Below are 17,915 nucleotides of genomic sequence, written 5' to 3' on the forward strand. Positions count from 1 at the left end.
GGTATCCGCAACACCAAGAGCAACGCACCTATAGAAGCATAGATAGCCCACTCCTTCAGATCAGCTCGCACGATCCACAGCATATGCAGCAAGCCAAGCCCAAGAATCGCATACACAAGGCGGTGAAGCTTCTTCCAACGACTTCCCATACGACGCTGACTGTAACGATTCGACGTCACCGCCAATACCAACAGCAACAGGAAAGCCAACGCGCCGACAATAATGTAGGGCCGTTTGCGCAACTCCACACCCAGTTGTGACCAGTCCAAGCCAAGCACAAACACGCAATATGCAGCCAGGTGCAGCACAACATAGGCAAAGCACCACAACCCCAGTTGCCGCCGCACCGCTATCCACCCCGCCCAACCACTGAGCTTCTGCAGCGGCGTCATTGCTAGGGTGATCAGCAAAAGAATAAGAGTACCGAGCCCCAGCCGATCGACCAGCACCTTGCCCGGATCCGGCCCCAGAGCAGAACTCCACGCCTCATAGAGCCAAAACAGTGGCCATACCGCCGCCGTTATAAAGACGCCAATGCGCCAGATCGGGTAGCGCATCAGTAGTTTTTCCGCAGATCGAGATCGGTATAAAGAGAGGCCACCTCATCCGAGTAACCATTGAACATCTGCGTCTCACGCACATTCGGACTGAACAAGCCGCTCGGCAGGCGCCGCTCCCGGGCCTGGGTCCAGCGTGGGTGATCGACCGTCGGGTTCACATTTGCATAGAACCCATACTCATTGGCAGCAATGCTTTGCCAGGTGGTTTTCGGCTGCTCGCTCACGAGGCTGATGCGCACAATGGACTTCACACTCTTGAAGCCATACTTCCACGGCACCACCAAGCGCAGCGGTGCGCCATTCTGGTTAGGCAATTCGCGCCCATACATACCTACCGCCAGGATCGCCAAAGGGTTCATCGCCTCATCTAGACGCAAGCCCTCTACATAAGGCCAGTCGATCAAACCAAAACTCGAACGCTGCCCTGGCATGCTCTTCGGGTCCTGAAGGGTTTCAAAACGGATGTATTTGGCTTTGGAGGTCGGCTCGACCTGCTTGAGCAACGCTGAGATCGGGAAACCTATCCAGGGGATCACCATGGACCACGCCTCAACACAGCGTAGACGGTAGATGCGCTCTTCCAACTGATAAGGCTTCATGAAGTCTTCCAGGGCATAACGGCCTGGCTTCGCAACCTCGCCATCAATGACCACACTCCAAGGCTCGGTCTTGAGTGAGCCCGCATTGGCTGCCGGGTCGCCCTTGTCGGTACCGAACTCATAGAAATTGTTGTAGTGCGTTGCGTCCTTGAAGGGCGTGATGGCCTCGCCCTTAACGGTGACGGCCTGCCATTTGGTGCCTGGCAGCTTCTCGGCAAACCAGCCCGGCGCCCTGCCCGACTCAACATCGGCATAACGCGAGGCCTCGTCAGCACCGGCCCAACGCGGCAAGCTGCTGGCTGCAATACCGGCAAGCGCACCACCGAGCAGGCTGCGGCGAGAGAGGTAGAAGGATTCAGGCGTGACATCCGATTCGTGGCAATCGGACGCTTTAGGCAATTTGATTAACATGGCAACTCCGCAGCATTGGAGAACTGATGCACCAATAGACTGCGGAGTATGGGGGAAATTACATTAAGGCAATGTTTTGTCGCGGCGCAGATGCAGCAAGTACTGAACCGGCCCCGACGCGGCGTAAACCAGGAACGCCAGCAACAGGATTCGCGGCGGATCACTGAACACCACGGCGAATACCAGCACCACCGCCAGAATCGCCACGAAAGGCACACGCCCTTTCAGGTCCAGCTCCTTGAAGCTGTTGTACTTAATGTTGCTGACCATCAGCATGCCGGCGGCAGCCACCATCAAGGCAACCAGGAACGACATCTTCGAGCCCTGGATGCCGTAATCACTGAACGCCCAGACGATACCCGCCACCACACCTGCAGCAGCAGGGCTGGCCAAACCGATGAAGTAACGCTTGTCGGCGGTCCCCACCTGGGTGTTGAAGCGCGCTAGACGCAAAGCAGCGCCCGCGACATAGATGAAGGCAACCATCCAGCCGACCTTGCCCATATCACCCAGCGCCCAGGCAAATGCCAGCAACGCGGGGGCGACGCCAAACGCAACCATGTCGGACAACGAGTCGTACTCGGCACCGAAGGCACTTTGCGTATTGGTCATGCGTGCAACTCGACCATCCAGGCCATCGAGCACCATGGCGACGAAGATGGCGATTGCAGCAAAGCCAAAATACTTGCTGGCGTTCGCCGCATCGCCTGCCGCCAGCGCACTTTGGGCGCTCATGGAGTTGATGATGGAGTAGAACCCGGCAAACAGGTTCGCCGTGGTAAACAGGTTGGGCAGCAGATAGATGCCACGATGCCGGACCTTGCGGCCTTCAGCGTCATGCCCTTCTTCGACATGCTCATCGATCGGTAGCAGGCTTTCGGCGTCAGGAGCCTGGTTTGGCTCTTCGGGACGTTCGCTCATGGACTTTACCTTGCAACGGTGTGAAAAAATTCGACAAATACTTGCGGCGAGTGTTCGCCCGCAAACGATGCAGCTTTATACCAGAACCCGCCTCCCAAACGAAAAAACGCGGCCTAAGCCGCGTTTTCTCTTGATACGTACGACTTAGTTCTTGGCTTTGTCGACGATCTTGTTGGCACCGATCCACGGCATCATGGAGCGCAGTTGCTCGCCGATGACTTCGATACCGTGAGCGGCGTTGTTACGACGCTTGGCGGTCATCGAAGGGTAGCCGGTAGCGCCTTCGCTGATGAACATTTTGGCGTATTCGCCGTCCTGAATACGTTTCAGGGCGTTGCGCATGGCCTGACGGGACTCGGCGTTGATCACTTCCGGGCCAGTCACGTACTCGCCGTATTCGGCGTTGTTGGAGATCGAGTAGTTCATGTTGGCGATACCGCCTTCGTACATGAGGTCAACGATCAGCTTCAGTTCGTGCAGGCATTCGAAGTAGGCCATTTCTGGCGCGTAGCCCGCTTCAACCAGGGTTTCGAAACCGGCTTTAACCAGTTCGACGGTACCGCCGCACAGTACGGCTTGTTCGCCGAACAGGTCGGTTTCAGTCTCGTCCTTGAAGGTGGTTTCGATGATGCCGGTACGACCGCCACCGACGCCAGCAGCGTAGGACAGTGCCACGTTCTTGGCGTTGCCCGATGCGTCCTGGTAGATCGCGATCAAGTCAGGGATACCGCCGCCTTTGACGAACTCGGAACGTACAGTGTGACCCGGCGCTTTTGGCGCGATCATGATCACGTCCAGGTCAGCGCGTGGCACTACCTGGTTGTAGTGAATCGCGAAGCCGTGGGAGAAGGCCAGGGTGGCGCCCTTCTTGATGTTCGGCTCGATTTCGTTCTTGTACAGCGCGGACTGGAACTCGTCCGGGGTCAAGATCATGACCAGGTCGGCAGCAGCAACGGCGGAAGCAACGTCAGTCACTTTCAAGCCGTGGGCTTCAGCCTTGGCAACAGTGGCCGAGCCTTTACGCAGGCCAACGGTCACGTCAACGCCGGAATCTTTTAGGTTGCACGCTTGAGCGTGGCCCTGGGAACCGTAGCCAATGATGGCGACTTTCTTGCCCTGGATGATCGACAGGTCACAATCTTTATCGTAATAAACTTTCATGAGGTTCCTCTATATATCCAGGCCGTAAGGCCATTCGCTAATTTGGGTTAGATGCTGAGTACTTTGTCGCCACGGGCAATCCCGGTGACACCACTGCGTACGGTTTCCAGAATCGAGGCCGTCCCGATCGACTGGATGAAGCTGTCCAGCTTGTCGCTTGTTCCGGTCAGTTGAACGGTATAAACGCTGGCGCTCACATCGACGATCTGCCCGCGATAAATGTCGGTAGTGCGTTTGATCTCGGCACGTTGGGCGCCCGTGGCCTTGACCTTCACCAACATCAGCTCGCGCTCGATGTGGGCACTTTCCGACAGGTCGACCAGCTTGACCACTTCGATCAGCTTGTTGAGGTTCTTGGTGATCTGCTCGATCACCTCATCGTGGCCAACAGTCGTCAACGTCAGGCGCGACAGTGTCGGGTCTTCGGTCGGAGCCACGGTCAGGCTTTCGATGTTGTAGTTACGTTGCGAAAACAGGCCGACAACACGAGACAGAGCGCCGGGTTCGTTCTCCAGAAGCAGGGAGATAATGTGCCGCATGATTAAGTACGCTCCGTCTTGTTCAGCCACATGTCGCGCATAGAGCCGTCTTTGATCTGCATCGGGTAGACGTGCTCGCTGGTATCCACCTGAATATCGATGAACACCAGGCGGTCCTTCATGGCGAACGCCTCTTCCATCTTCGGCTTCAGATCTTTCAAATCGGTGATGCGAATGCCGACGTGGCCATAGGCTTCAACCAATTTTACGAAATCCGGCAGCGACTCCATGTAGGAATGGGAGTGACGGCTGTTGTAGCTCATGTCCTGCCATTGACGCACCATGCCCAGCACGCCGTTGTTCAGGCAGACAATCTTCACCGGAAGGCCGTACTGCAGGCATGTCGACAGTTCCTGGATGTTCATCTGGATGCTGCCCTCACCGGTGACGCACGCGACGTCGGTGTCCGGGAAGCTCAGCTTCACGCCCATGGCCGCAGGGAAACCAAAGCCCATCGTGCCCAGGCCACCGGAGTTGATCCAGCGGTTAGGCTTGTCGAACTTGTAGTACTGCGCGGCGAACATCTGGTGCTGGCCCACGTCGGAGGTCACAAAGGCGTCGCCCTTGGTCACTTCGCACAGGGTCTCGATCACGGTTTGTGGCTTGATGATGCTGCCGTCACCCTTGTCGTAAGGGAACAGGCCGCGATCACCGCGCCATTCGTCGATCTGCTTCCACCAGCTGGCCACGGAATCCTTGTTTGGCGTCTCGCCGATGTCCTTGAGTGCAGCGACCATTTCGGTCAATACGCTTTCAACAGGACCTACAATCGGCACGTCGGCCTTGATGGTCTTGGAGATGGACGCCGGGTCAATGTCGATATGGATGATCTTGGCATTCGGGCAGAATTTGCTCGCGCCGTTGATCACGCGGTCATCGAAACGCGCGCCCACTGCCAGGATCACATCGGCGTGGTGCATCGCCAGGTTGGCGGTGTAGCTGCCGTGCATGCCGAGCATACCGACGAACTGACGGTCCGAACCCGGGAAGGCACCGAGGCCCATCAAGGTATTGGTCACCGGCAGGTTGAGCAGCTTGGCGAGCTCGGTCAACGGTGCAGAACCACCGCCCAGAATCACGCCACCACCCGAATACAGCACTGGACGCTTGGCCGCCAGGAGCATTTCTGCGGCCTTGCGGATTTGCCCCGAGTGCCCACGGACGGCTGGGCTGTAGGAACGCAGCTTGGCTTTCTTCGGGAAGACGTATTCGAATTTTTCCGCCGGGTTGGTCATGTCTTTCGGGATATCGACCACCACAGGACCCGGGCGACCGGACTGTGCGAGGTAGAAAGCCTTTTTCATGACTTCCGGGATTTCCGACGCATGCTTGATCATGAAGCTGTGTTTCACGATCGGCCGGGAGATACCGATCATGTCGGTTTCCTGGAATGCATCGGTACCAACCATGGTGCTAGCCACCTGGCCGGAAATGATCACCATCGGGATGGAGTCCATATACGCAGTCGCGATGCCGGTAATGGCATTGGTTGCGCCTGGGCCGGACGTTACCAGTACTACACCGGCTTTACCGGTGGCACGGGCATAACCGTCAGCCATATGGGTCGCGGCCTGTTCGTGGCGAACCAGGATGTGGGTAACAGCCGGTTCCTTGAACAGTGCGTCGTAGACATGCAGCAGAGCACCACCTGGGTACCCATAGATATAGTCGACGCCTTCGTCACGCAAAAAGCGGACGAGCATCTCACCGCCAGATAAAAGCTCCACGTTGTTCACCTCTAAAACGCCAGAATACCGTCCGTTGAAAACCGACGGGTCTTAATAGGTTTACTTCTCAACAGAGCATGAGCGACGGTGGTCGCCGACTACGTCAGCACTGACTGAGCAAGTATTGGGATCGTCCCAAGTGTTGCGGGCTTTTCCCACCCAGCGCGAGGTAACGCGTTGCGGGTGTTACAGGTCGGCGCGGATGTGCGCCTCATGATCTGCTGAGCGGGCCTGCTTCTGGCAGTCCCGATACAGCGGACTTTGGATTCTTCTGTTTCAGGCCCCTCAAGTCAAGCAATAATTGCGCTTTTTTCCAACTAAGCGCATGAGAACGTAGAAGAAAGGGCTCTGAGGAGGGATAAAACTCGCCTGAATGTCGTCAAGCGGTAGAAATGTGCGCAAGACTGCCGGAAAAACCGGCAGTCAGGCAATTAACGAGCGTCGACGATCAATTGGTCGAACTTTTTCAGCGCATTACGCAAGCCAAGGCTTTCCAACGGGCGGTCGGCGTAGACCATCTCGGCCATTTCCAGGATGCCCGACGCATTGGGCAGCGGCAGGTCCTGTTCGAGGATCTGCTTCATGCGCACCAGGAATATCCATTGCAGCCACTGGTGAAAATCCAGGGTATCCACCGAAAACGGCTCGACACTGCTGAGCGCCTCGACGCTGGGGGACACATCGTCCCACCAGCCCTGCACGCGCAACTCTCGCTCAATCAGCAATAACTGTTCGGCAATGGCGGGAAAACGTGCATCCATCAGAGGCTGACCTTGGCTTTCTGGCGTGCCTGGGCAGCACCGGCAGCATCACCTTGTGCGGCACGCGCGTCGCCAATCAGCGCCCACAAGCTGGCTTGCAGGTCGGGACGACCGCTGGCCAGGGTCAAGCCACGACGAGCGAACTGCTCGGCCTGGGGTGCATCACCCTGGGCCATGCGTACCTGGGCCAGGCGGTACAACACTTGCGGCTCGCGCGGAGCAACACGCTGGGCACGTTCGAGACTCGACGATGCACCGTTCAGATCACCACCCGCCTGCTGTTGCTGGGCAGTGGTCAACAGGGCCAGCACCGGCCCGTCCAATTGCTCGTCAGCCGACAGGCCGCCGCCGCTGGAGGACGAGGGAATGCCACTCGGCGTCGATGGCATGTTGTAGGTGCCCTGGGTGACCGGTGCCGTCTGAATCGGCGTGGTATCGATCGGGGCGGAGTTGCTCGGCCCAGGGGTCCACGGCTCGGCGCTGATTGGCGCCGATGTGGCCGCACCACCGCCAGGCACCATCACCACTACGCCCGAATCCTGCGGCATGGCTTGTGGCTTGGCTTGGGCGGGACGATTGGTCACGGTCTGGCGGAAACCGCCATTGGCCGAGATCCGGTCGTTATTGGACACGGCCGTGCTCGAGTCCACCACGGGAATGGAGCCGCGCTGCACACTGGCGCAACCATTGAGCAAAGCCAGAGCTGTAATAGCTGGAATCCACCACTTGTTCACTTGAAACCCTCTTTGCTTAATTCATCCAGCCCTTGACCCAATCCATCACCGATTCCGCGTCAGCAGGGGCACTGCCACCGCATGCGGCGCCGGGTGGCGGTTCGCTGCCGCGAATATACGGCATCTGCACCGCGCCCGGACAGTTGGCATCAGAGCCCTGCCCGGTGTGCGGATCAATCCACGCCTGCACGATGTTATCCGGCTGCGGCATGTTCAACGGCAGCGGGTCGGCCTTGCGCATGAAGCTGGTCCAGACCTGCAGCGCACCGGTGGCACCGGTGAACGGCGTCTTGCCGTTATCGTCGCGCCCCAGCCACACCACCGCCAGCACATCCTGGCCGAAACCTGCAAACCAGCTGTCACGCGAATCGTTACTGGTACCGGTCTTGCCCGCCAATGTCAGGTTCGCCGGCAGCACGCTGTAGACCGAACGCCCGGTACCTTCACGCATCACGCGTTGCATGGCGTTCTGGATCAGGTAGATGGAGCCGGCGTCAAAACGCTGCTGAATCTGGAACGGATAGCGCTTGAGCGGCTCGCCCTCGGCGGTCAACACACTGCGGATCCCGCGCATGGGGGTGTTGAAACCACCGTTGGCGAGGGTCTGGTACATGGTCGCGACTTCCATCGGCGTCATCGCGCCAGCGCCCAGCAGGATCGACGGGAAAGCTGGGAACTCACGATTGACACCCAGCCGCGCTATCGTCTTGAGGACGTTCGGCACGCCCACTTCAAGGCCCAGTCGCGACGTAGAGATATTGTAGGAATGCGCAATCCCCTGATACAGGAACACCGTACCGTGGGAGCGACGATCGAAATTCTGCGGCGTCCACACCTGGCCATCGGCACCTTTGACTGACAGAGGGTCATCCGACAACCAACTGGTGAGCGTGTACTTGCTAGGCTTTTCCAGTGCGGTCAGGTAAACCGCAGGCTTGACGAGCGAACCAATCGGCCGCACCGCATCCAGCGCACGGTTGAACCCGGCAAAACTGGCCTGGCGACTGCCAATCATAGCCTGCACTTCACCGGTCTCCGGGTTGGTCACGACCATGGCCGCTTCCACTTCATCGGAACCTTTACGGCCCGTCAGGCGCTTGAAGGTGTCATTGACCGACGCTTCGGCTTTCATCTGCAGGATCGGGTCGAAACTGGTGAAGATCCGCAGGCCTTCTTCGGTCAAGTCTTCATCGCGGTAATCTTCACGCAATTGGCGTTTGACCAAGTCGATGAAGCCTGGGAACGAGCTGTCCGCCAGCTTGCCGCGCGTGGTAACCCCCAACGGCATCTTCTTCGCCGCAGCCACTTGCTCGGCCGTGGCAACACCCTGCTGTTCAAGCACATCGAGCACCAGGTTGCGGCGCTCCAGCGCACGCTCTGGATTGCGGCGGGGGTTGTAGTACGAAGGCCCCTTGACCATGCCCACCAGCAACGCAACCTGGTGCAGCTTCAGTTCGGACAGCGGCTGACCAAAGAAGAACTGGCTGGCCAAGCCGAAACCATGCACCGCGCGCTGGCCATCCTGGCCAACGAAGACCTCGTTAAGGTAAGCCTCAAGGATTTCCTGCTTGCTGTAGTGCAGCTCCAGCAGCATCGCCATCATCGCTTCGGTGAGCTTGCGGGTCAGGCTGCGCTCGTTGGTCAGGTAGAAGTTCTTGACCAATTGTTGCGTCAGCGTACTGCCGCCCTGGGTCATCTTGCCACCGGAGGTGTTCACCCAGACCGCGCGGGCAATCGACTTCGGCGAGACGCCCCAGTGATGGTAGAAATCACGGTCTTCAACGGCAACCAGGGTTTCCAGCAGGTACGGTGGCACCTGATCCAGTTTGATCAGGATGCGATCTTCAAGGTTTTTCGGGTAAATGCCGCCGATCATCAGTGGCTCAAGGCGCACCACAGGCAGCTTCGAACCATTGAGGGAGGACAGCTCGGCGACGTAATCGCCAGAAAAGCGCACGCGCACCGGCTGGGCTTTTTCCAGGCCTTCATAGAACTGGAAGCCGCGGGTATTCAGGTCGACAGTGTTACCGCTGACGGCGGCCGCACCCGGGCCGTTGCTCACGGGTTCGCGGCGATAGCCCAAGGCGTCGAGCTCGGTAAGGAAGTCATCCTTGCTGAGCTTCTGCCCGGTGAACAATTCAAGCGGGCGCGCGTACACCTTGGCCGGAATGGTCCAGCGCTTGCCGGAGAACTTCTCCTGCACCACGGCGTCGAGGTACACCGCAAAGCCGGCGAGCACCACCAGGCCTACCAGGCCTAGCTTGAGCGCCCAGCCCAGCCAGGGACGCAGGCCACGGGAAGGAGGTTTTTTACGGGAACGGGGAGATCGGGTTCGAGTCATGGCGGCGGATTATACGCACTTTATTGATGATCAACATGAGCCGGACAGCGGTTTGCACGACCGGCTGCAACCGCCATAATGCCCGCCATGTTTTCCCACCGACTCCGAAGGATCGCCCGTGAGCCAGTCTCTGATCGCCGCCCTGCAAAATCCGGCTTTATACCCCCACCCGGTTGAAGCGTTCCAAGTCATCGAAACCCATATTTCCTGGGTCGTGCTGACGGGCCCCTACGCTTATAAATTGAAGAAACCGATGAACTTCGGTTTTCTGGATTTCACCGACCTGGAAAAACGCGGCCACTTCTGCAATGAAGAGCTGCGCCTCAACCAACGCCTGACCGAAGACTTGTATCTTGAAGTGTTGCCAATCACTGGCACTGCCGAGGCCCCGCAGTTGGGTGGCGACGGCCCGGTCATCGAGTACGCACTGAAGATGCGTCAGTTCCCGCAGAGCCAACTGCTCAGCACGCTGCAAGCCAACGGCGAACTGACCAGCGCGCACATCGATGAAATGGCCAAGCAGATCGCGCAGTTCCACCTCGCTGCGCCGAAAGTGCCGCAGGAACACCCGGCCGGGACTCCAGACGAAGTGATGGCACCGGTTCGCCAAAACTTCGAGCAGATCCGTCCGTTCCTCAGCGACAAGGCCGACCTGGCACAACTGGAAGCACTGCAGGCCTGGGCCGAAAGCAGCTTCGAGCGCCTCAAGCCGCTGTTCTCGCAGCGCAAGCAGGAAGGCTTCACCCGTGAATGCCACGGTGATATTCACCTGGGTAATGCCACCTTGATCGATGGCCACGTGGTGATCTTCGACTGCATCGAATTCAACGAGCCTTTCCGCTTCACCGATGTGTACGCCGATACCGGCTTCCTGGCCATGGACCTTGAAGACCGTGGTCTCAAATCCCTGGCGCGCCGCTTTATCAGCCAGTACCTGGAATTGACGGGCGACTATCAAGGCCTGGAAGTACTGAACTTCTATAAAGCCTATCGCGCCCTGGTACGCGCCAAGATCGCACTGTTCAGCATGCCGAGCGAAGCCAGCCCGGTGCAACGCGCCACCACCCTGCGCCAGTACCGCAACTACGCCAACCTGGCGGAAAGCTACAGCACCATTCCGTCGCGCTTCCTGGCGATTACCCACGGGGTGTCGGCCGTGGGCAAAAGCCACGTGGCCATGCGCCTGGTAGAAGCCTTGGGCGCCGTGCGCCTGCGCTCGGACGTGGAGCGCAAGCGTCTGTTCGGTGAACAACATGTCGAGAACACGCCACAGGCCGGTATCTACGCTGCCGACGCCAGCGCAGCGACCTACGCGCGCCTGAATGAAATCGCCGACACGGTATTGCGCGCCGGTTACCCGGTTGTGCTGGATGCGACCTTCCTGAAACGCGAACAACGCGATGCAGCCGCCAAGGTTGCCGAAGCCACCGGCGCGCCGTTCCTGATCCTGGATTGCAACGCCCCACAAGCCGTTATTGCCAGCTGGCTGGCACAACGTCAGGCGGACAAAAACGATCCTTCCGACGCCACGCTGACTGTTATTGAACAACAGCAAGCCAATCGCGACCCGCTGACCGCCGAGGAACTGCTCCTCAGCAAGCGCGTCGAAACCAATGAAAGCGGAACCCTCGATGCATTGGTGGCGCATATTCGCCAGCGCTTGCCAGGCCTGTAAGAAAAATTTCTTGGTCGTGTCGCCTACTTAGGGCGCACGACCGAGCAATAGTGGCACTATAATGGCGTCATAAATCCAACAGGAGTCGCCGTCATGAGTCAGCCCAAGCTTCTTGATACTCCGCTCTACTCGCTCCTGCATAAAGACGATATTCGAGGCTTTAATCAGGAACGCCCTAAAGACGGCGTCATCGACATGCGCGGTGGCGACTTCCGTGGTTTGGACCTGCGTGAGCTGAACGCCAGCGGCGTGGATTTTACCGACGCCTATTTTCGCTCCGCCGATTTGCGCGGCCTGGATTTGCGTGACTGCCCGCTGGAAGGTGCAAGCCTGGCCCATGCACAGATCTCCGGGACCTACTTCCCGCCAGAACTGACCGCCGATGAAATCCTCATGTCGGTCAATTTCGGCACTCGCCTGCGCTACCGCACTCGCTAAATCCCTCTGCAACAGCCCCGGTTTCGCGAAAGCGTGCCGGGGACATCCCGCCTGCCTGATCTCCCCATCCTTATATGTCTTTAGGCCGATTCCGACTAAAGAACTACGCTTTTCCTACTGAGCGCTACACTCCTGTTCAGGCTTGCCTGGTCACGATACCCACCGCACCATTCGGCCGTCGCAAGGAGGCTTGATGAACGATGAGCTGCAACACCTGAAAAACCTTGGCAAGACGTCAGCACAGTGGCTGCATGCGGTGGGCATTCACAGTGCGTCCGATTTGCGTCGCCTGGGTGCCGTCGATGCGTACAGAGCTGTGCGCACTCGCGGGTTTCGCGCCTCTAAAGTGCTGCTATATGCCATCGAAGGGGCGTTGATGGATGTGCACTGGAACGATATCCCGGCCGAGCGCAAGGAGGCGCTGAACCGACAATTGGACGCGATATCGACGCGTCAGAAAAATTAGATCGCCCACAAAACCCAGCATTCACAGGCATTACGAACACCCGTTTGAGAAAACGCGGAGATCATGCAAAAACAAATGTTGACTCTCAAATGAGAATCGTTATGATTATCACAACTGGTCGCGAGATCAGCCGATAACTGAAAGACCATTGGTTCGGACTCTCAGATTATCTCCTCATCAGGCTAATCACGGTTATTTGACCCGGCTCTTGCCGGGTCTTTTTTTGCCTATGGAAAAGCCGTCTAGAGAAAAGCCGATTTCAGCGCGCAATGATCAGCGGATGCCCGCGCTCCGGGTGGGGTTGTACTAGCACATCCAGGCCAAATACAGCCTTCAGCGGCTCAGGCTGCATGACTTGCGCCGGCGTATCCAGCGCGTGGGGACGACCCGCCTCCAGCAGCAGGATACGATCACAGTAACGCGCAGCCAGGTTCAGGTCGTGAAGGATCACCAGCACCGCTGCGCCGCGATCGGCAAAGGTACGAATGGCCTGCAAGGTCGTGTGCTGATGCAACGGGTCCAGCATCGAAGTGGGCTCATCCAGCAACAATGTTTGCCCCGCTTCGCCCGGCCATAACTGCGCAAGTACCCGCGCCAGGTGCACTCGCTGTCGCTCGCCACCGGACAAGGCCAGGTAGCTGCGACCGCTCAGGTGGCTGACATCTGCCGCCTGCAGGGCCGCCTCGATAATCTCGTCATCACGCACGCGCCCGGTCTGGTGAGGCAAGCGCCCCATGCCAACAACCTCTTCTACACGGAAAGCGAAGTCCAGCGTCGAGCTCTGCGGCAATACCGCCAGGCGCTGCGCCCGCTGCGCGCCACTCCACTCGCTCAACGGGCGCTGATCCAGCCACACATTGCCGTGGTCGGGTGGCAACTCACCGCACAATGCCCCCAGCAACGTACTCTTGCCCGCACCATTGGGACCCAGCACACCGAGCACTTGGCCTGGCAGTAGATCAAGCGTGACCGCTGCCAACACCGTCTTTCGGCCGCGACAGATCTGCAAGTCTTCCACACGCAGCATCAGGCACGCCCCCGCAACAACAGGTAAAGAAAAAACGGCGCGCCGATAAACGCTGTGACGATACCGATTGGCAATTCGGCCGGTGCCAAGGCGAGGCGCGCAACCAGATCGGCAAACAACAGCAGGCTCGCACCCGCCAGGACCGACGCCGGTAACAGCACGCGATGATCAGGCCCCGCCAGCAAACGCACCAGGTGTGGTACCACCAGCCCGACGAAACCGATCATGCCCGCGGCGGCCACTGCGGCGCCTACACCGAGTGCCGTGCAGAGGACCAACTCGCGCTTGAGCCCTTCCACGTCGATACCGAGGTGATTGGCCTCTGACTCGCCGAGCAGCAACGCATTCAGCGCTTTGGCCCGGCGCGGCAACCACAGCGCCACGCCAGCACTCACGAGCAGCAGGGGCCATAACCGCGAATAGCTGGCGCCGTTGAGGCTGCCCAGGTTCCAAAATGTCAGGGTACGCAAGGTGGCGTCGTCGGCGAGGTAGGTAAACAAGCCCACTGCCGAACTGGCGAGGGCTGTCAGGGCGATGCCGGCGAGCAACATGGTCGCGACGTTTGTCTGGCCGTTGCGTCGGCCCAGTCGATAGACCAGCGCAGTAACCCCCAGGCCACCGAGGAATGCGCACAGTGACAAAAGATATGGCCCGAACGCGTCCGGCAAACCACCGAAAATCGAACCCCCGACAATCGCCACCGCCGCCCCCAGCGCGGCACCGCTGGACACCCCGACCAACCCGGGGTCAGCCAAAGGGTTGCGGAACAACCCCTGCATTGCCACGCCCGACAGAGCCAACACACCACCGACGGCCAACCCCAGTAACGTACGGGGCAAACGGATCTGCCCCAGGATCAACTCGGCTTGCTCCAGCCCTTGGGCTTCGATCGGCATGCCCAGCAACCGCAACGCCGCCTTGAGCGTATCCAGCAAGGGCAAGCTGACCGGCCCCAACGCCAGCGAAAGCCAAATAGCCAATACACACAGCAGCGCCAACCCAACAAACAGCGTCTTCGGTTTAACCAGAGTGGTCATGGGGCAGGCTTGGCCTGGGACGGATAAAAGCCGGCAGACAGGTCCGCGAGACTTTGCGGCAGGCGCGGTCCAAGCCCGCCGACCAGCAGGGTGGGATCGACCTCAAACACTCGTCCGCTCTTGGCCGCCGGCGTGGACGCCAAAATCGGGTTTTCCTTGAACAGTGCGGCCCGCGCCGCATCACCGGTCAGGGCACGATCGGCAAACACCAGCACATCCGGGCTCAACCCTGCCAACGACTCCACCGAAAACGGCTTGTAGCCGGTGTGGGTCGCCAGGTTGCGCCCGCCAGCCTGTTGCAACATCCAATCAGCCGCCGTGTCTCTGCCCGCGATCAGTGGCTTGCCGCCTGCATGGCCGAGCAACAGCAACACGCCTGGCGCCTTTTGCGTGGACTGGGCCTTGGTCACCCAGCGTTTCTGCTGGTCCAGCGCCTGCTCATATCCAGTAAACAATTCGTTGGCCTTGGCTTCATTACCCAGCAACTTGCCCAAATGCTGAAGGTTGCCTTTCAACGTCGGCAGGTCCGGCTGCGCCGAGAACATTTCCACCTGCACACCCGCGTTGCGAATCTGCGCCAGCACCGGCGGCGGGCCCATTTCCTCAGTGCCAACCAGTACCTGCGGGCGCAGACTCAGAATGCCCTCCGCCGATAATTGCCGCTGATAGCCAATGCTCGGCAACGCCTTGAGTGACGCCGGGTGTTGACTGGTGGTATCCACGCCCACCAACTTCGACTCACCGCCCAGGGCCGTCACCCATTCCGACAGCGCCCCACCGGCACTCACCCAGCGGTGTGGCAGTTCAGAGGCTTGAGCCCCGTAGTTGACCAGCAGTCCGACAACAAGCGCGATAGCGCTGGCACTCAGGCGCATAACAGGGTTTCCTTCCAAGGGCAGGGCTGCTCAAGCACTCATCGATGTGACAGGAAACGCCCGCCTGGCATCGTATAAAGCGCCCGGTCAGCTAACGGGCGAAGCCGGCATTTGATAATTGTTTGCATTTGAACGTCAAGGCACTTAAAGGATTGAAATGAAGTTTCTCTGCCCCTCCGACGACCTCGCACCCAACTGCAGCCTCGGTTTTGATATCGACGGTTGCAAGCTGTTGGCCGTGCGACGGGACGGCATTGCCTACTTCTACATCAACCGCTGCCCCCATCGTGGCATCCCACTGGAATGGCAACCCGACCGATTTCTCGACGCCAGCGCCAGCCTGATCCAGTGCGCCACCCACGGCGCGCTGTTCCTGATCGAGAGCGGCGAGTGCATTGCCGGCCCCTGCGCCGGCCAAAGCCTCACCGCCCTGCCCGGCCGCGAAGACGCCCAAGGCCTGTGGGTCGACCTCTAGTCGATCAACACGTCCAGCCGCCGGTCCACACAGATTTCTTCGGCTGTCACCCGCACGCCATACGCCAGCACTTCTACCCCCGCCGCCTTGGCTTCGCGCAGGGCAGCAGCATAGCCGGCATCGATTTCCACCGCCGGGCGCACGGCGTCAATCCCGGAGAGATTGACGCAGTACAACTGCACCGCACGCACACCCTCCCGCGCCAGATGGGCCAATTCGCGCAAATGCTTGGCACCGCGCTGGGTGACTGCGTCGGGAAAAGCTGCAACCGCAGAGCCATCAAACCCCAGGGTCACACTTTTAACCTCGACGTAGGCCGCGCCGTCGGGATAGTCCAGGCGAAAGTCGATGCGGCTTTTCTCCTGACCGTATGGCACTTCACGCTTCAACGCGGTAAAGCCGTTGAGTTCAGTGATGACCCCAGCCAGCAGCGCCTCCTCGACCAGCTGATTGGCACGCGCCGTGTTCACGCACGCCAAGCGGCCCTGAGGCGTCTCGGCAACTTCCCAAGTGCCGGGCAACTTGCGCTTGGGGTCATTGGAGCGACTGAACCACACCTGCCCGCCTTCAACCATGCAATTGAGCATCGAGCCGGTGTTGGGGCAGTGAATGGTGAGGAATTCGCCGGTAACGGTTTCGATATCGGTAAGAAAACGCTTGTAGCGACGAATCAGCCGCGCTTCTTCGAGGGGAGGATTAAAGCGCATCAGCCTTGCCAGCTCCGCAAGCCACGGGCGATTCGCTCTACCGCCTCCTGTAGCCGATCGAGGTTTTGCGTGTAGGCAAAGCGCACATGATGGCCCGCTTGATAGCGACCGAAATCCAGGCCAGGGGTAAAGGCCACATGCTCGGTTTCGAGGAAATGCCGGCAGAATGCGAAGGCATCACCGCCAAACGCGCTGATATCAGCGTACAAATAGAACGCCCCTTCCGGCTCGACGGCAATGCCAAACCCCAGCTCGCGCAAGGCAGGCAGCAAGAAGTCGCGACGACGGCCGAATTCGGCGCGGCGCTCTTCCAGAATGCTCAGTGTCTGCGGGGTAAAACAAGCCAGGGCCGCGTGCTGGGCCATGCTTGGCGCACTGATGTAGAGGTTTTGCGCCAATTTCTCCAACTCCCCCACTGCGGCCGGGGGCGCGACCAGCCAACCCAGGCGCCAGCCCGTCATGCCGAAATACTTCGAAAAACTATTCAGCACAAACGCCTCGTCGTCGACTTCCAGCACGCTGGCCGCGTCCGTGCCGTAGGTGAGGCCGTGGTAAATCTCGTCCACCACCAGGTGGCCATTGCGTGCCTTGATGGCGGCAGAGAGCCCAGCCAATTCGTCACGGGTGAGGATCGTCCCGGTCGGGTTGGCCGGGGAGGCCACCAACGCGCCGACACTGTCCTGATCCCAGTGCTTGGCCACTAGGTCGGCAGTCAACTGGTAACGCACCTCTGGGCCGACCGGCACCAGCTGGGCTGCGCCCTCCACCAGGCGCAGGAAGTGACGATTGCACGGGTAGCCGGGGTCGGCGAGCAGCCAATGCTTGCCCGGGTCCACCAACAAGCTGCTGGCCAGCAGCAATGCGCCAGAACCACCCGGTGTGATCAAAATACGCTCGGGGTCGACGTTGAGACCGTAGCGCTGCTGATAGAAACCGCTGATAGCTTCGCGCAGTTCCGGCAGGCCACGGGCCGCGGTGTAGCGCGTCTTGCCGTTGGCCAACGCTGCCTGGCCGGCCTGAATGATGGGCTCGGCAGTGGTGAAGTCCGGCTCGCCGATTTCCAGGTGGATCACATCATGGCCGGCGGCCTGCAGCTCATTGGCCCGCGCCAGCAATGCCATGACATGAAAAGGTTCGATGGCGCGACTGCGCGCACTGTAGGGCTGAGCCATTAGCCTTCCTTAACGGTGAGGACAAAATCTGGATTCTACCGAACCCGCGCCGTAAAACATGCTCTATTGCCTGCCCGGCGGCATGTGCCGGCCGGGCAAGCGCCGGCAAAACGACTAAAATCAACATTCGAGGCAACACATACCCAGCAACGACGGGCTGATGCAGTTTGCAACCCCATTGCCGTGGGCCTCGACAACCGGGAGTGGCGCACCCCGAATCTATCTGGTAAGTTCGCCCGCTTGCAGCCGCAGGGCCGGCAGGTGTCGGTGACGTTGCAATCCTGCGCAA

Annotated in this window: 18 protein-coding genes (1 of these 18 cut by a window edge); 4 read left to right on the forward strand and 14 right to left on the reverse strand. The window is 59.5% G+C overall.

Features of this window, described 5'->3' with window-relative positions:
* The 9 genes from msrQ to mrcB form a co-directional block, all read right to left on the reverse strand.
* On the reverse strand, window positions 1–557 hold the 5' portion of the coding sequence (gene msrQ, locus KUA23_RS25540; protein ID WP_078050191.1) for a protein-methionine-sulfoxide reductase heme-binding subunit MsrQ. Its footprint begins 64 nt before the window's first position; the window shows 557 of its 621 coding nt (coding positions 1–557); it begins with the start codon at window positions 555–557; its stop codon lies off the left edge, out of view.
* Window positions 557–1,570, reverse strand: coding sequence for a protein-methionine-sulfoxide reductase catalytic subunit MsrP (msrP, locus tag KUA23_RS25545; RefSeq protein ID WP_252993049.1), 1,014 nt, complete (start codon window positions 1,568–1,570; stop codon window positions 557–559). The genes msrQ and msrP overlap by 1 nt, the downstream gene beginning before the upstream one ends.
* A 63-nt stretch (window positions 1,571–1,633) precedes the next feature.
* Window positions 1,634–2,491: a CDP-diacylglycerol--serine O-phosphatidyltransferase gene (gene pssA / locus KUA23_RS25550; protein ID WP_078050193.1), complete on the reverse strand. Its 858-nt coding sequence runs from the start codon at window positions 2,489–2,491 to the stop codon at window positions 1,634–1,636.
* 144 nt (window positions 2,492–2,635) lie between these two features.
* Entirely contained in the window at window positions 2,636–3,652 is a 1,017-nt protein-coding gene (ilvC, locus tag KUA23_RS25555; RefSeq protein ID WP_003176099.1) for a ketol-acid reductoisomerase, read from the reverse strand.
* 47 nt (window positions 3,653–3,699) lie between these two features.
* Window positions 3,700–4,191, reverse strand: coding sequence for an acetolactate synthase small subunit (ilvN, locus tag KUA23_RS25560; RefSeq protein WP_003176102.1), 492 nt, complete (start codon window positions 4,189–4,191; stop codon window positions 3,700–3,702).
* A 2-nt stretch (window positions 4,192–4,193) separates the two neighbouring features.
* On the reverse strand, window positions 4,194–5,918 hold the full coding sequence (locus KUA23_RS25565; protein ID WP_078050996.1) for an acetolactate synthase 3 large subunit: 1,725 nt from the start codon (window positions 5,916–5,918) through the stop codon (window positions 4,194–4,196).
* A 431-nt stretch (window positions 5,919–6,349) separates the two neighbouring features.
* The gene (locus tag KUA23_RS25570; RefSeq protein ID WP_078050194.1) at window positions 6,350–6,679 is read right to left on the reverse strand and encodes a YqcC family protein; all 330 of its coding nucleotides are present in this window, start codon (window positions 6,677–6,679) and stop codon (window positions 6,350–6,352) included.
* Window positions 6,679–7,413: a tetratricopeptide repeat protein gene (locus tag KUA23_RS25575; protein ID WP_099490967.1), complete on the reverse strand. Its 735-nt coding sequence runs from the start codon at window positions 7,411–7,413 to the stop codon at window positions 6,679–6,681. The genes KUA23_RS25570 and KUA23_RS25575 overlap by 1 nt, the downstream gene beginning before the upstream one ends.
* 16 nt (window positions 7,414–7,429) lie before the next feature.
* Window positions 7,430–9,754 carry a penicillin-binding protein 1B gene (mrcB, locus tag KUA23_RS25580; RefSeq protein ID WP_078050196.1) on the reverse strand — a complete coding sequence of 775 codons (2,325 nt, stop codon included), beginning with the start codon at window positions 9,752–9,754 and terminating at the stop codon, window positions 7,430–7,432.
* Window positions 9,755–9,872: 118 nt separating this feature from the next.
* Here mrcB and KUA23_RS25585 point away from each other — a divergent pair, with 118 nt between their 5' ends.
* The 3 genes from KUA23_RS25585 to KUA23_RS25595 all read left to right on the forward strand — a co-directional run bounded on the left by KUA23_RS25585 (window position 9,873) and on the right by KUA23_RS25595 (window position 12,333).
* Window positions 9,873–11,429, forward strand: coding sequence for a bifunctional aminoglycoside phosphotransferase/ATP-binding protein (locus KUA23_RS25585; RefSeq protein WP_078050197.1), 1,557 nt, complete (start codon window positions 9,873–9,875; stop codon window positions 11,427–11,429).
* Window positions 11,430–11,522: 93 nt separating this feature from the next.
* Window positions 11,523–11,867: a pentapeptide repeat-containing protein gene (locus KUA23_RS25590; protein ID WP_078050198.1), complete on the forward strand. Its 345-nt coding sequence runs from the start codon at window positions 11,523–11,525 to the stop codon at window positions 11,865–11,867.
* A 193-nt stretch (window positions 11,868–12,060) separates the two neighbouring features.
* Window positions 12,061–12,333 (forward strand): TfoX/Sxy family protein, encoded by a 273-nt coding sequence (locus KUA23_RS25595; protein WP_071490018.1) that lies wholly within the window; start codon window positions 12,061–12,063, stop codon window positions 12,331–12,333.
* 259 nt (window positions 12,334–12,592) lie between these two features.
* Here KUA23_RS25595 and KUA23_RS25600 read toward each other — a convergent pair whose 3' ends face one another.
* The 3 genes from KUA23_RS25600 to KUA23_RS25610 are packed head-to-tail and all read right to left on the reverse strand — an operon-like array spanning window position 12,593 to window position 15,272.
* Window positions 12,593–13,360: a heme ABC transporter ATP-binding protein gene (locus KUA23_RS25600; protein ID WP_078050199.1), complete on the reverse strand. Its 768-nt coding sequence runs from the start codon at window positions 13,358–13,360 to the stop codon at window positions 12,593–12,595.
* Entirely contained in the window at window positions 13,360–14,397 is a 1,038-nt protein-coding gene (locus KUA23_RS25605) for a FecCD family ABC transporter permease (protein ID WP_078050200.1), read from the reverse strand. Before KUA23_RS25605 ends, KUA23_RS25600 begins: the two co-directional genes overlap by 1 nt.
* Entirely contained in the window at window positions 14,394–15,272 is an 879-nt protein-coding gene (locus tag KUA23_RS25610) for a heme/hemin ABC transporter substrate-binding protein (protein WP_252993050.1), read from the reverse strand. The genes KUA23_RS25605 and KUA23_RS25610 overlap by 4 nt, the downstream gene beginning before the upstream one ends.
* 157 nt (window positions 15,273–15,429) lie before the next feature.
* Between KUA23_RS25610 and KUA23_RS25615 the strand changes: the two genes are divergently transcribed.
* On the forward strand, window positions 15,430–15,747 hold the full coding sequence (locus tag KUA23_RS25615; RefSeq protein WP_078050202.1) for a Rieske (2Fe-2S) protein: 318 nt from the start codon (window positions 15,430–15,432) through the stop codon (window positions 15,745–15,747).
* On the opposite strand, the gene sfsA is transcribed toward KUA23_RS25615, so the two are convergent.
* The gene (sfsA, locus tag KUA23_RS25620) at window positions 15,744–16,454 is read right to left on the reverse strand and encodes a DNA/RNA nuclease SfsA (protein ID WP_252993051.1); all 711 of its coding nucleotides are present in this window, start codon (window positions 16,452–16,454) and stop codon (window positions 15,744–15,746) included. The two genes, KUA23_RS25615 and sfsA, sit on opposite strands and share 4 nt — an antisense overlap.
* Complete coding sequence (locus KUA23_RS25625) at window positions 16,454–17,626, reverse strand: pyridoxal phosphate-dependent aminotransferase (protein ID WP_099490972.1); 1,173 nt, start codon at window positions 17,624–17,626, stop codon at window positions 16,454–16,456. The genes sfsA and KUA23_RS25625 overlap by 1 nt, the downstream gene beginning before the upstream one ends.
* Between the last annotated feature and the right edge of the window lie 289 nt (window positions 17,627–17,915).

Source organism: Pseudomonas pergaminensis (assembly GCF_024112395.2).
Taxonomy (GTDB): domain Bacteria; phylum Pseudomonadota; class Gammaproteobacteria; order Pseudomonadales; family Pseudomonadaceae; genus Aquipseudomonas; species Aquipseudomonas pergaminensis.

Bases quoted from the DNA above. Each gene is read 5' to 3' on its own strand.
- msrP (WP_252993049.1), bottom strand. From the start codon at position 1,570: ATGTTAATCAAATTGCCTAAAGCGTCCGATTGCCACGAATCGGATGTC.
- pssA (WP_078050193.1), bottom strand. From the start codon at position 2,491: ATGAGCGAACGTCCCGAAGAGCCAAACCAGGCTCCTGACGCCGAAAGC.
- ilvC (WP_003176099.1), bottom strand. From the start codon at position 3,652: ATGAAAGTTTATTACGATAAAGATTGTGACCTGTCGATCATCCAGGGC.
- ilvN (WP_003176102.1), bottom strand. From the start codon at position 4,191: ATGCGGCACATTATCTCCCTGCTTCTGGAGAACGAACCCGGCGCTCTG.
- KUA23_RS25570 (WP_078050194.1), bottom strand. From the start codon at position 6,679: ATGGATGCACGTTTTCCCGCCATTGCCGAACAGTTATTGCTGATTGAG.
- mrcB (WP_078050196.1), bottom strand. From the start codon at position 9,754: ATGACTCGAACCCGATCTCCCCGTTCCCGTAAAAAACCTCCTTCCCGT.
- KUA23_RS25590 (WP_078050198.1), top strand. From the start codon at position 11,523: ATGAGTCAGCCCAAGCTTCTTGATACTCCGCTCTACTCGCTCCTGCAT.
- KUA23_RS25595 (WP_071490018.1), top strand. From the start codon at position 12,061: ATGAACGATGAGCTGCAACACCTGAAAAACCTTGGCAAGACGTCAGCA.
- KUA23_RS25600 (WP_078050199.1), bottom strand. From the start codon at position 13,360: ATGCTGCGTGTGGAAGACTTGCAGATCTGTCGCGGCCGAAAGACGGTG.
- KUA23_RS25605 (WP_078050200.1), bottom strand. From the start codon at position 14,397: ATGACCACTCTGGTTAAACCGAAGACGCTGTTTGTTGGGTTGGCGCTG.
- KUA23_RS25610 (WP_252993050.1), bottom strand. From the start codon at position 15,272: ATGCGCCTGAGTGCCAGCGCTATCGCGCTTGTTGTCGGACTGCTGGTC.
- KUA23_RS25615 (WP_078050202.1), top strand. From the start codon at position 15,430: ATGAAGTTTCTCTGCCCCTCCGACGACCTCGCACCCAACTGCAGCCTC.
- sfsA (WP_252993051.1), bottom strand. From the start codon at position 16,454: ATGCGCTTTAATCCTCCCCTCGAAGAAGCGCGGCTGATTCGTCGCTAC.
- KUA23_RS25625 (WP_099490972.1), bottom strand. From the start codon at position 17,626: ATGGCTCAGCCCTACAGTGCGCGCAGTCGCGCCATCGAACCTTTTCAT.